This is a genomic window from Endozoicomonas sp., from assembly GCF_031844845.1.
Classification (GTDB): Bacteria; Pseudomonadota; Gammaproteobacteria; order Pseudomonadales; family Endozoicomonadaceae; genus Endozoicomonas.
On sequence record NZ_JAVRMB020000134.1, the window covers coordinates 1 to 13,182 of the forward strand.

The following is a 13,182-nucleotide window of genomic DNA, read 5'->3' on the forward strand; positions in this document are numbered from 1 at the left end:
GAACCTCCGACCAATGGATTATGAGTCCACTGCTCTAACCAACTGAGCTATAGGCCCTGAAGCGGGTGGAATTATACGCACAGATTTAGCCAGCCGCCAACCCTGTTATCGTCTTGTCTCGGTTTTTCCTTACAGTCCACCCTTACCGCTGCCGATTCTATAGAGGATCACGAATCGGCTGGTAATATTCTGGATGCTATCTCAGCTATCTCACTTTTTTCCATCAAAATGGGGACATTTGTTCTTTGCTGCAGTGTTGGCCGGAGATCTGGTGGTGGGCACAGCATTAATAGAAAGTGCCAGACGTCTTTATGGTGTTGCTGCGGTTGAGCGGCTTAATCACTGGCAGAATTTGATGACTTATAGCCAGAAGCTGTCCGAGCCGCAAAAGCTGGTTGAGGTGAATGATTTTTTTAATCGTCTGCGCTTTGTGAGTGATATGGATCATTGGGGGGAGGAGGATTTCTGGGCGACGCCGGTGGAGTTTCTGGCCAGTGGTGCCGGGGATTGTGAGGATTTCTCCATCGCCAAGTATTATACCCTCAGGGAGCTGGGTGTTCCCGATGAAAAACTGAGAATTACTTATGTAAAGGCGGTGGAGCTTAATCAGGCCCATATGGTGCTCAGTTATTTTGCCAGCCCCGGTGAGGAACCCCTGATTCTTGATAATCTGATCAGTGAGATTCGCCCTGCCAGTACCAGGAAGGATCTGGTTCCGGTTTACAATTTTAACGGGGACGGGCTCTGGTTATCCCGCCAACGGGGTGAAGGGGTCCGGGTCGGAGAGTCTGATAATCTTAAAACCTGGACTGAACTTCGAAAACGGTTGCAGAAATCCAATAGTCAGGGACGATTGAATGATGGGAGCAGTTGATGATCGTACTGGCGACGCTTATAAATGCACCGCTTATAAATGCACCGTTTATAAGTGCACAGGGATGCCACCATGACACTACTTCGTGAACTGGCGCTATATCTAACGCTGCTATTAATCCTGCTGTTTGCCGGAAGCTTCATGCGGACGGTTAATGACACCCGGCAAAACCTGCAGGAACAGCTGAATTCCCACGCTCAGGATACAGCGACCTCTCTGGGCGTTGCCATTGCTTCAACCGAGGCCGGAAATGTTGCGGTGATTGATTCCATGATTGATGCGGTCTTCGATCGGGGCTATTACCGGCAGATCCGTCTGGCGGATATGTCCGGTAACGTACTGGTGAATAGTGAGCACCCGGTCACTCTGGAGGGTGTTCCTGACTGGTTTGTAAGGCTGGTGAATCTTGATGCTCCAGAAGTGATCAGTGAGATTAACCGAGGCTGGGTGCCAATAGGGCAGCTTCTGGTGGCCAGTCATCCGGGTTATGCCTATCGGAGTCTCTGGTCCAAGGTTCGTGGTGATGCATTGCTGTTCAGCGTCGGTTTGTTATTGGCCATCGTTGGTTTAAATATTCTTCTGGGTGTTGTACTGCGGCCTTTAAAAAGGATGGAGCAACAGGCAAACCGGATTTGTGAACGACATTTTGAAATACAGCCGGAGCTGCCAAAGACCAGCGATCTGCGCAGGGTTGTTCAGGCGATGAACCGGATGGCAGGCAAGCTGGGAACAGCGTTCTCTGAACAAGTCGCGTTAACCGAGGAGCTGCGCCGCAAGTCAGTTAAAGACCCTCTGACCGGTATGCTGAATCGCAAGGCATTCAAGAGCCGGATGACTATCGCTTTAACCGAAGAAACGGGTGAGGCCGGTGGTAGCCTTATTATGATTCAGCTAAGAGGGCTGGAAGTGCTGAATCGTAATCATGGTCAGAAGTTTGTGGATGAGCTATTGGTGAGCATCAGTCACTGGGTTGGCAAAACCCTGTTGTCCTGGCCAGAAGCTTTTTCCGGCCGGATGACGGGGTCGAGCTTTACGGTTTTTGTGCCAGCCTGTGGCGTGAGTGAAAATCGGAAGATTACAGATCTGTTGTTCCGGGTTCTGGCGTCTATGGAGTTCTTCTCTTCTCCCGAAGGCAGCAATAGTTTACATATTGCTTCGGTTACTCATCAGGGGCGCTGTAAGCCAGAGCTCCTTCTGGAACAGGGTGACAAGCAACAGCTCGAACTTGAAGTCCGGGTGAAGAATTGCCGGGATGTCTCGGATGTCAGTGGTGAAACGGGTTATCCATATATGCAGTGGAGTGATAACCAGTGGCTCGAAAAGCTGAAAGAGGTGTTGTCTGAAGGCAAGATTGAGCTGTATGGACAGCCAGTTCTGGATGTGAACGGTGAAGTTGCGTTTACCGAAGTTCTCGCACGGTTGAACCTGGAGGGTGATCTTGTACCTGCTGACTCTTTCTTACCCATTGTTGAGCGCTATGATCTTTATGCCGAGTTTGACCGAGCCGTCTTTTTTGCGCTGGCTGACTATATTGATGACCGGGATGACTATCAGCTTTATTGTCTGAATATTTCACCCTACTCCCTGATGGATGATGACTTCTATCACTGGCTGCTGGATGCTCTCAAGCTTCGACAGGATCTGGCCAGGCGTTTGATCCTGGAAACACCGGAGCGGACTTTGTTGCTGGTGGGTGAGAAGGTAGCTGAGCGGGTGGAGAAGTTGGTGGCAACCGGTTGTCAGTTTTCTATTGACCACTTTGGGGTTGCCAGTCAGGCACTGACCTTTCTTCAGATTATCAACACCCATTACCTGAAGGTTGATGGCAGCTTTGCCAGAGATATTGCCTCCAGCTATGAAAACCAGCTTTATATCAGAACGCTCGCCATGTTGGCGGAGTCCAGAGATATCAGTGTTCTGGCTCAGAGAGTTGAGAGTGAGGATGAGTGGGAGGCATTAAAACAGCTGGGGGTTGCTGGTGGTCAGGGATATTACCTGGGGCGGCCGGAACGATTGTAATTGCTAATGTCCGCTTCCCGCCTCCCGCCTCAAACTCGTTCCCACGGTCCCCCGTGGGAATGCATACCGAATCCGCCACAAATGAAACAACCAGCATGAAACTCCTGCCAACCCCGGTAAAGAGAGATTGTCCCTCGTGCTGCCAGTACCGTATGCATTCCCACGCAGAGCATGGGAACGAGGAGAATGTCCGCTACCCGCAAAAGCGGTTCGCTTGCGCCTTTTCGGGCAGCGGGCAGCGGGTAGCGGGGGGCGGACAGCGGCCTTAAAAGTAGATACTCGCACAACCCGCATTATTAGCGGATAATGGCTGCCCGGTAAGCGCATCCATTTTGGAACGCCATATTCAGGATAATAAGCCTGACCGGTGACGAACGAGGAGATTATGGCGCTGGAAAAGATTAAACAGACCGTTCAGTCGGGGATTCAGAACCTCTCGGGTTTGATTCATGGTAAAGCCCTGTTGGTTGGGGCTGGTATCCTGATACTGCTGCTCTCTCTTGTGGGTTGGTACTGGAGTCAGGAACCTGCGCTGTTTTCGGTACAGGCCAATGCTGAAAAAGTGGCAACCGCCGGAGGACAGAATGTCGTCACCGGCTATACCACAGCAGCAACACTTTATACGCTGGCGGATACGTTGTTGAATAAGCCCGGTGGTTTTCTGCGTAATGACCTTATGCCACCAGGTGTGTTGATGGATAATATGCCTAACTGGGAACTTGGCGTACTGGTTCAGGTGCGGGATATGGCCAGGTCGATGCGTAAGGATTTCAGCCGTTCTCAGTCCCAGTCTCGGGAAGACCCGGATCTGGCGGTTGCTGAGCCTCAGTTTAATTTTGATGCCAAAAGCTGGATCCTGCCTTCCAGTGAGCGTGAATATCAGCGGGGAATTAATAAGCTGCAAAGCTATATGAAACGGCTGTCAGACCCCAATGACTCGGCCCAGTTTTATGCCCGGGCTGATAATCTGACCCGTTGGCTGGGTGATGTAGAGACTCGCCTGGGTAGCCTTTCCCAGCGCCTGAGTGCCAGTGTGGGTAAGCCTCGTTTGAACACCGATCTGGCGGGTGATGCCAGTGCCACCCAATCTACGGATAGTGTTGTCCTGGTTGATGTGAAAACACCCTGGTCACAGATTGATGATGTCTTTTATGAAACCCGTGGTAGTGCATGGGCACTGATACATCTTCTGAAGGCTGTGGAGGTGGACTTTGCGGATGTGCTGGACAAGAAAAACGCAACGGTTAGTGTTCGTCAGATTGTCCGTGAACTGGAAGCGACTCAGGATAGCGTTTGGAGTCCCATGATCCTGAATGGTTCTGGTTTTGGCCTCCTGGCAAACCATTCTCTGGTAATGGCTAATTACATTTCCCGGGCGAATGCGGCCATTATTGATTTACGTCGTTTGCTGGAACAAGGGTAGTACATGGTTGCAATGAGATTGATAGGTGACGTAGGTTGGGTCGAGCGAATGCGAGCCCCAACAAGCTATCTGTAATCATCCTGTAATCATTGGTAAAATTGTTGGGCTCACTCCGTTCGACCCAACCAGCACGTCAAACGCATTGAAAGCATGTAGTAGTTACTCTTTATATTCCGGGCCTTCAACTTAAAGGCTCGTTATTATTAAGACGTAGCTGGCAATAGACTGAATCAACCCTGAATAAAGCTCTTTGTTACTTCAAACAGGCGAACAGTCATGGCAGTGACAGGCTCATAGGGTCTGGTCGCTGTATAAGTTTCAGAACAAACTTTTTCATACGCTTCCATCGGTAGCCGCTTGCCGGGGATAGCCGCAGTTTCAAAAAGAAAAAGAACCGCTCCTGAAATAGCTGGAAATATTGAACCCTTAAATTTCTCTGGCAGTTTTTCATATGGAAAGGTTAGCCACTCAAATGTCTCATGTGCATAGGTAATGGTGTAGTCCTTCAGAGATTTTTCCGCCGGGCTTGAAGCAATGCGTGCTTTTATGTTTGCAGCCAGCCCGGTCAGGGCTCCTGTCAGAGCTCCAACTCCGGTAATGGTCATAACCGTGACATAGTAACCGGCAAAAATACCCACATTCAGTAAAGTGGTGCCTATCCTGAGTGGAACGCAGAGAATGGCAGGGATTTTTGACAACAAGCGTTTGGCCCGCGCAATAAAAGTTTCTGGCTCATCGATGACCTCACATTTTCTGGCGGATATTCCCTTTGTTTCCCCGGACAGTGCTTCACGGTCAGTTTGCTCTCCAGGTGCGGCACTGGCATGAGCTTCAGTTATTTCATTGTCTTGTTTATGATTTGCAGGCTTTGAATAGAGGCCATGGAAATAATAATTGCTATTTGGTGTGGAAATGGGGCAACTCATCCAGATACTCCGGGATGTTTATTCAGTAATATCTGAAATTTTTTGAAGAGTCCGTTCTATAGATTGATTTTGGGTTTGTGTGTTTTGTTTCGTATAAGGCAAGCTGTAATTAAGAATATACCACCGTCATTCCCACCTTCGCGAGAATGACGGAGGGCTGGTACTTTCTACAATGCCACTTCCCTAACTATTTGATTTGCATGGGTGAATGTTCGCAGCCCCCAGGGTGATCTGTTAGGATTCACTCTCTTTGACTCTCAATTAGCAATATGGTTCAAGACATATGTTTGAAATTACTTCCAGACTTGATCAACAGCTGACTTTCCTGAGGGAGCTGGATAAGCTCAAGGCTGTTTATCGAAGAACCATGGTAAAGCCCGATAACAACCGGCAGGAAAACAGTGCGGAGCATAGCTGGCATATTGCTGTGCAGGCCATGATTCTCAAGGAGTATGCAGAGGAGCCGGTTGATATTTGCCGTGTTATAAAAATGCTGCTTATCCACGATATTGTTGAGATTGATGCAGGGGATACCTTTGCTTTTGCCGAGAGTGCTGAGCTGTCCGGGCAGGAAGTTAAGGAAATGCTGGCTGCAGAACGCCTGTTTGGTCTTTTACCTGAAGAGCAGGCGCAGGAATTGAAAGTACTGTGGCTGGAATTCGAGCAGGTGGAAACGCCCGATGCCCGCTTTGCCAAAGCGATGGATTGTCTGTTGCCTGTTATCCAGAATATGGAAAGTGAAGGCGGCACCTGGGCAAAGTATCAGGTAGCCCGCAGTCAGGTATTGAAGCGTAACCGGCATCTGGAGGATCTGGCACCCAAGCTGTGGACTTATGTCCTTGGGCAGATTGATCTTTCTGTCAGAAATGGCTGGCTTCAGGATGGGTAAGGTTACGCTGTTTGAGTCCGTACTGTGTGGGGAAATTTCTGTAACCAGAGTTTTTTTAAAGAATTCAGAGCGTCTTGCATCAGACGAGAATGATTATTATAGCACCCTTGAAGCCTCAGCTTCTTGTCGAGAGGCTCTTGTTTCCCTGATGATAGGAATAACCTTTGGTTCGTAATAGTGAGTCTTAGTTGATACTCAAATTCAATATATTTGTTTCGTAAGTCTGTATAGTAATTTTTTACATATATACCCTCTCTATAGAGTGTTTGATTGATCTCCACTTTTAACCTCCTATTATCTTCACAGCGTTTGATAAAGCTTTTGGAGGTCTCGCTGTCTGTTCTGGGGTGAAGCATTAACAACTCATCCACCAAACTAGCGAATTTTTCAAACAAGCCTTGATAGGCCAATCTCCTGAGCAGACAAAGGCCAATTTCAGTCCTGTCTGTAGTTTCGATTTCCGAGCAAGCCCTACTTAATTTATAAGCAACCTGTCCCCACGAATGGTCAATATTATCAAGTGCGCACCGTAGATTAGCGTAGGGAACTTTATTTTTTTTATTCAATATTATTGATACTATTTTACGAAGAGGTTGAGCATTTTCGGTATCATAAAAAAAGCAGTCCAGAATTTCTTTTTTAGACAGGTGGAATGAGTTCAAATGCGCTTTTTGTTCAGCTGCTATTTTTTTGGCTTCGTTGTCTGGTGTCTGGCTGGCGCCAATCAGTGCTTCGGTTTCGTTAATACCAATGACAGGGATGATCAACTGTCGTAAAAGTGGATACTCATTTAAATGGATCAGTGCTTGGATCAGATTTTCTGAGATGTGTTTTTTATATTTTCTAAATACATTGTTTGGAATATTAATCTCAGGGCCGTTTTTCAGATAAAGGGTAGTTAGCTTCCTTATTTCTTTATAGTTCTTCAGTTTCTGGTAGATTATAATCCTGGTTCGAATGGACTGCTCTGTAACCTTTATAGGCTCAAGATAACTGAGGGCAAGTTGCAAATAGTGGTTGGCATCAGTTCTATTATCTGATTCCTGTAATTTTTCTCCTACTGCGAAAGCCAGGGTAGCCATGGAATGAAGCAGGTGCAGATTGGAGGTTTTTATTTTTTTTACGAATTCATATATGGAACTTACACTGAGTTGTTTGTTTTGGTTATCAAAGATACATTTTCCGTTGTTATCATCTTTTTTTGCTTTGTGTAAAATCTGTGTGATGGGGCGAATAATTGTTGAAATTGCGAATGTATGGACATTTGCAGGGGTGAATTTACCTTCGTTTACATCATAAAACTCTTTAAGTTCATATAAGGCACAAAAAAACTTACTTTCTGAATAAATCTGCCCAGCTCGTTTCAGTTTATAGGTTATATAATCAGCTTGATACTGAGTTGGTATTTTTGAAATTTGTTTTTCTTTTGGTATCTTTCTGTCATTAACATCATGACTTATTATTTTTCTTTTCAGCACATTGACATTATTATCCTGATTGGTTGAGTGTTCTCTTTGATGACTGGCTCTGCCGTGTTGCATTTCCTGGCGTGCAACGAGATCGTGAGAGCCAAGGGGATAACCTGGTGGTGATACTGGAGTTAACATTATCGAATGAGTTTTTCCTGTGATTATTGTAAATAATCTAAAGGAAGGGTTTGAGTGCAGAAACTTCGCAAAGTTCCCTGGGAATAGGGAAAAACAGACGTATTTGCTCGACAATTGCGGCTGCCGACGTTAAAAAGATGGCTTTGTGAACCAGGTGCCATTTATGAGCAACCATCAAGGTAACTCTGAAAGCAGGTTAGTCTATACCACTGAAGTTGGACGTATTAAGGAAGAAAAAGCCAAAGAAGAGATAATTGGCGATGGTACGGTCCGTGTTCGCCCGGAAAAAAAAGGACGGGGAGGAAAGGTGGTTACCGTTGTCAGTGGATTGCCATTGGCAGGAAATGATTTAAAAGCGTTTGCCAAACAGCTGAAGAAGCGATGTGGCGGTGGTGGTGCTGTTAAAGATGGCAATATTGAACTTCAGGGAGACCATGTTGATACCCTGGTGGATCATCTGAAAAAAGCGGGCTTTGATGCTAAAAGGGCAGGCGGTTAAGACCGCTTCCCGCTAGCCGCTTCCCGTAAAAGCGCAAGCGGGTCCGGCTTTTTCGGGTAGCGGACAGCGGACAGCGATTGGTTATTGCTTCAGTTGGTTTGCGTAGTTTTCCAGTGCTGAAACAAGCTGCTTAAGGAGGGGGTCATCATTGTCTCTCTTTATCTCCAAAATCATTGCTTCTATGAAACTGGCTATATGCCTTGGTGCCGCAGTGATTTGCTGGCAGGCAATAAGAAGGCTTCGGACCGTATCCAGCGTGTTTTCCCTATGTTCCTGAAGCTGGCCTGTAAACAGTTGGTTATACCACTTCGGTGCAGCGCTACTTTCCAGTGTCGATATGGCTTCAGTCAGTTCTTCCGGAGTCTGGAACCGGGTTTCGGAAGTGGGCGTTGCTTCTGGATTTTCCAGCAGACTCTGGATCTGAAGGAATTGTTTAATGAACGTGCTTGCCAGACTATTCGTTAGCAGTTTCTTTTGTAGCGCTTCAATAATACTTCCCCTGCAGTTGGCCATGGATTTCATGATCTGACTGGTTGGTAGTGATTGATTGATCACTGCCTGTAAGTCTTCAAAAATACTGTTCAGTAGATCAGGCTGGCCATTTTCAGGCTGCTCAGCAGCCATCAGAAGCTCTGATAGTTCTTTTATTAACTGAGTGGCTACCTTGTTTTGGTGAATGTTTTGGTGAATGTTTTGGTGAATGTTTTGGTGAATGTTTTGGTGAATGTTTTGGTGAATGTTTTGGTGAATGTTTTGGTGAATGTTTTGGTGAATGTTTTGGTGAATGTTTTGGTGAATGTTTTGGTCAATATTTTGGTCAATGCTGTGGTGAAACGGCTTATCAATTTCTCCACCCAGCTTCTTTGCCAGATCAATTGCTTTGTAATAGTCAGAAAACTTTGCAAGCAGTGATTGTGTTAACTGTTTGTGGGTTGAGCCAGGTTCTGAAAGTCTAAAACGACTGATTTCAGCGGAGATTCGACCTGGCAGCTCACTGAAAAGAAATTCATAAGCTCTGACACCAGAGCGAAGACATCCTGATTGTTGTTCATCACCCATAGCCTTCAGTTTTTCAGTGGCTTCTGATAGCAGCACTTCCCCATGACTATTTACTCGTTGGAATATTTTCAGCAGTGCATTGAGCTCATGGGGCTTATTCACCGTATTGAGTGCTTTCTTCAGGTGGGTGGGGGAAGTAAATACATGGCCATAGACCGCCAGAAACTGCTGATCAAAGATTGCGTCTTCGGTGGCCTCTTTAAAGAGGGATATATAATTTCCAACGTCTTTGAACTTATTGATGACGGCTTTTTGAGTCAGTGGCGTCGGCCCATCCAGCAGGAGTTTACGGCATAAGAGGTTTAACAGATGATACCTGCCATCCGCACCGAGGGGAGTAAGCTCTGTCAGTAGCTGCCATACTTCGCCGGGTATTTTTTTATCAAATGCAGCCAGTTTATTGATCGCCTTATCAATCTGGATGAGTTCGCCCAGTGGCAGATTATTGTTCAACGCCTCATTTATCGATGTGGGCGTATTCTCAAGCAAGCTGATGGCATCCTGACAGGCTTTACAGGCTTTATCAGGATTCATTGACAGTAAATCACTCTTTTCGCCTGCTACTGACAGGAATGGTCGAAGAGGGGCATAGTGCTGATACTCAGATTCCACATAACGCAAGATAGCCTGACTGGTCCGTTTCCTGGCTTCCGGGCTGCTATTCTCCAGTTCCTGTACGAGCATTTTTAATTGTTTTGATGTCAGGTCTTCTGTAGACAGTTCTTTTTCTGCACTCGTGGTACTGATTTGTGGAGATATTTTCTTTACAGGTGGTGTAGCCAGTATTGCATTTGAGGCTGTTATGCTGCTGTTTAATAGCTCTTCAGGTGCAGAATTCTGAATCTGATGTTGTAGTTCTGCAGCCTCTTGTGCCAGGCGTTGATCCAGTTGTCTCTGTATTATCTGTGCTGGTTTCAGAGGTTGGGTGTATTTGGTTATCCGGCTTTTTGCATCCTTCAATACTTGCTCAACGTTTGCCAGCTCTTTACCTGCGGATTTCTGTAACTGCTCGATCGACTCTTCTACTGTTTTTTTTCTGGTTGAGGTTAATGACTTTTCCAGTGCTTTAATTTCTTCCAGTGGTGGCATCAATCCGCGAATCATCAGAGCTGATGTTTCTGAGGAGTGGCGGTAAAGAAAACGCTCTTCGATCAGAAGATTCTGGATTCTCTGGTTATATCGAGTCATTAATTCATGAGTCTGTTTATAAAGATCTGACAGGTATTTTTTCAGATCCATTTTGTCACTGATGGACGCTGTCACCAATTCAGAAATATCAGAGAGAAGTTGTTGTTCAATGGATGCCGACTCATTATCCCATGGGTCAATGTGACAATCAGTGGGTTGTAAAATGCCATTATCCGAAGGCTGGGCAATCACTTGTCCTTTCAGCTTTCGATGATCAGGAGCTGGCTCAGGAGAACACTCGTTTTCCTGATGGATCGGGCCACTTATATTGAAAAGTGGCTCATTGATTAGGTTTTTTTTAATTTGCTCTGAATCCATGACCAGTATCCTTTGCTTTAATTCAGGCGTTAAACCCCCGTATTTACTGATAATTACTCGGCAGAATGGCTGATTGCTGGATAACGGCTCGTCGGAAAGGACTGCAAAGATGAATGAAAGTCAGGGGGGGGGGGTGGTTCAGAATCTTCCGGGAATATGTTGTAATGATTTCTGGTCTGAAAACGGCCAGAACCAAATAACAAGGATATAACAATGAAAAAATGGATTTTTTTCGCTGCGCTAACACTGTCCGCACCCGCGTTTTCTGATGGTTTCTATACCGGCGCCCATGTTGGTATGTCCAGTGTGACGGTTGACTCAAATATAAACGGTGTGGATGTGGATATGGGAGCGCAGGGTATGCGTTACGGCGGCTATCTGGGCTATGAAGTTGAATACGGTGGTCACGCATTTGTCGCTCTGGAGGCAGAATTCAGTGCTGGTAACTCTAAAGCAACACAATCATCAGGCGCTGTAAGGCTGGAAGCGACACGGGGTAACAGTTATGGTGTGTCCGCTTTAGTGGGTATGCCCGTAGGACGCAAGGCGGATGTGTTTGGCCGTTTTGGCCTGCTAAATGGCCATTTTGAAGCCGAAGAAACCGATGGTTCCTCTACAGACAATGGTGACACCAGAGAAACCGGGTATATGATTGGGCTTGGTTCCCGGTTTCTGCTCAGCGATAGAACCCGGCTACGGTTGGATTATCGGTACATTCAGTACCGTGACGCCGGGTTTGATGGTGGCTCTGAATTCGCCGTTAATGAACATCTGTTTACCATTGGCGTACAGTTATTTTTCTAACCATTCGCCCCCCCTGTAAGAGTTATGTTCGGCTGCTTGCTATTGACTTCAGAGCAGCCCTTTCCTCATCAGACAAAAAAGCAAGGGTCAGGCCGTTTTCCTGTGCCTGGCGAATATCGTCCGCGGACAGTCCGGCGGCGGGCGCCGCAATCTCATATTCATAAGGCAGTTCAATACCTTCAACGGCGGGGTCATCGGTATTAATGGTGGCCAGTACACCGTGATCCAGAAACTGCTTGAGGGGATGGCTTTCGATATTGGGGAACGTGTTGGTTTGAATGTTGGACGTCAGGCACGACTCAATCCCGATCTTATGTTCTGCCAGGTAATCCATCAGTTTCGGATCATAAATGGCTTTAACCCCATGACCGATTCGGGTAGCTCCCAGCTCTTTGATGGCTTGCCACATGCTTTGGGGTCCCGCAGCTTCACCGGCATGAATGGTGATCTGAAGACCTGCATCACGAACCTGACGGAAGTGATCCACAAACAGTTCACCGGGCTTACCCAGTTCATCGCCGGCCAGATCAATAGCCACCAGTTTATCTTTGAACGCGAGGCAGGCATCCAGTTCTTTCTGGCAGGCTTCCTGTCCAAAAGTACGGCTCAGAATACCGATAAGGTTGGTCTTGACACCAAAGTCACGACTACCGGCAGCAACACCATCAATCACGGCTTCAACGACCCCTTCCGGATCCAGGCCATGAGTCATTGCCATATACCATGGGCTGAAACGAAGTTCGGTATAATCAATCCGGGCATTCAGCGCGTCTTCTACGTTTTCGTAGGCGACCTGGCGGCAGGCATCATAATTGGCCAGAACGTTAACCCCCCAGTCCAGCTTGCTGAGAAAACTGACCAGATCAGGTTCCTGATTGATGACGCGTACATGAGGAATCAAATCTTCCAGGTTATTGGCTGGTAACTTCAGGTTGTACTTTTGACCCAGCTCCAGAATGGTGGCCGGGCGAATATTGCCATCAAGGTGGCGGTGGATATCGGTAAGGGGAAGGGAGGTGGTGATCATTGACTAATGCCTGGCTGTTGCTGTTAGTAGCAGCAATGGTACAGGATTTTAATGGGTTGAATACCGGTCGTTCATGTTTGCTCTTATCTGTGTATGGCTCGAAGGATGGATAAGTTTAAGGGTTGATATTACAGGCAGTCCAGCGTCCCCATGAGAGACACTGGATGTAATGATGAATCAGTGATTAAACTGCTTGAACCGCTTAATCAACCCATTGGTAGAGCTGTCCTGATCAGTGGTCTCTTCCACAGATCGGATTTTCTCAATCAGACGGTCACCCAGCACTTTACCCAGCTCAACACCCCACTGATCGAAAGAGTTAACCTGCCAGATGGTGCCCTGAACAAAGACCTTATGCTCATACATGGCAATCAGGGCACCGGTGGTTTCCGGTGTGATCTTCTCTGGAACAATCATACTGTTTGGGCGATTACCAGGGGTTACCTTGTGTGGCGCCAGTCGCTCTACTTCTTCCTGGCTCATGCCTGAAGCAGAAAGCTCATCCCGGACTTCTTCCAGTGTTTTACCCTGCATCATGGCCTGACTCTG

10 protein-coding genes and 1 pseudogene are annotated in these 13,182 nt (G+C 46.9%); 6 read left to right on the forward strand and 5 right to left on the reverse strand.

From position 1 onward, the window contains the following. Nucleotides 1-193: 193 nt before the first annotated feature. The 3 genes from RM811_RS06745 (at nucleotide 194) to RM811_RS06755 (ending at nucleotide 4,316) form a co-directional block, all read left to right on the forward strand. Nucleotides 194-874, forward strand: coding sequence for a transglutaminase-like cysteine peptidase (locus tag RM811_RS06745; protein WP_402522139.1), 681 nt, complete (start codon nucleotides 194-196; stop codon nucleotides 872-874). Nucleotides 875-946: 72 nt separating this feature from the next. Further along, entirely contained in the window at nucleotides 947-2,893 is a 1,947-nt protein-coding gene (locus RM811_RS06750) for an EAL domain-containing protein (RefSeq protein ID WP_402522140.1), read from the forward strand. Between the two features lie 385 nt (nucleotides 2,894-3,278). Next, nucleotides 3,279-4,316, forward strand: a complete 1,038-nt coding sequence (locus RM811_RS06755; RefSeq protein ID WP_402522154.1) for a DUF2333 family protein — start codon at nucleotides 3,279-3,281, stop codon at nucleotides 4,314-4,316. 230 nt (nucleotides 4,317-4,546) lie between these two features. Here RM811_RS06755 and RM811_RS06760 read toward each other — a convergent pair whose 3' ends face one another. Then, a complete protein-coding gene (locus RM811_RS06760; protein ID WP_402522142.1) occupies nucleotides 4,547-5,242 on the reverse strand; it encodes a hypothetical protein in 696 nt (231 codons plus the stop codon). A 283-nt stretch (nucleotides 5,243-5,525) separates the two neighbouring features. Here RM811_RS06760 and RM811_RS06765 point away from each other — a divergent pair, with 283 nt between their 5' ends. Further along, a complete protein-coding gene (locus tag RM811_RS06765; protein ID WP_402522144.1) occupies nucleotides 5,526-6,131 on the forward strand; it encodes an HD family hydrolase in 606 nt (201 codons plus the stop codon). A gap of 2 nt (nucleotides 6,132-6,133) precedes the next feature. On the opposite strand, the gene RM811_RS06770 is transcribed toward RM811_RS06765, so the two are convergent. Further along, nucleotides 6,134-7,738: a hypothetical protein gene (locus RM811_RS06770; protein ID WP_402522146.1), complete on the reverse strand. Its 1,605-nt coding sequence runs from the start codon at nucleotides 7,736-7,738 to the stop codon at nucleotides 6,134-6,136. 163 nt (nucleotides 7,739-7,901) lie between these two features. On the opposite strand from RM811_RS06770, the gene yciH reads away from it, so the two are divergent. Next, nucleotides 7,902-8,237 carry a stress response translation initiation inhibitor YciH gene (yciH, locus tag RM811_RS06775; RefSeq protein ID WP_402522148.1) on the forward strand — a complete coding sequence of 112 codons (336 nt, stop codon included), beginning with the start codon at nucleotides 7,902-7,904 and terminating at the stop codon, nucleotides 8,235-8,237. 81 nt (nucleotides 8,238-8,318) lie between these two features. On the opposite strand, the gene RM811_RS06780 is transcribed toward yciH, so the two are convergent. Then, nucleotides 8,319-10,802, reverse strand: coding sequence for a hypothetical protein (locus tag RM811_RS06780; RefSeq protein ID WP_402522149.1), 2,484 nt, complete (start codon nucleotides 10,800-10,802; stop codon nucleotides 8,319-8,321). Between the two features lie 213 nt (nucleotides 10,803-11,015). Here RM811_RS06780 and RM811_RS06785 point away from each other — a divergent pair, with 213 nt between their 5' ends. After that, nucleotides 11,016-11,606, forward strand: coding sequence for an outer membrane protein (locus RM811_RS06785; RefSeq protein WP_402522150.1), 591 nt, complete (start codon nucleotides 11,016-11,018; stop codon nucleotides 11,604-11,606). A gap of 22 nt (nucleotides 11,607-11,628) precedes the next feature. Here RM811_RS06785 and add read toward each other — a convergent pair whose 3' ends face one another. Further along, a complete protein-coding gene (gene add / locus RM811_RS06790) occupies nucleotides 11,629-12,633 on the reverse strand; it encodes an adenosine deaminase (protein ID WP_402522153.1) in 1,005 nt (334 codons plus the stop codon). Nucleotides 12,634-12,810: 177 nt separating this feature from the next. Further along, nucleotides 12,811-13,182, reverse strand: a pseudogene (locus RM811_RS06795) (glucose-6-phosphate isomerase); the annotation flags it as partial.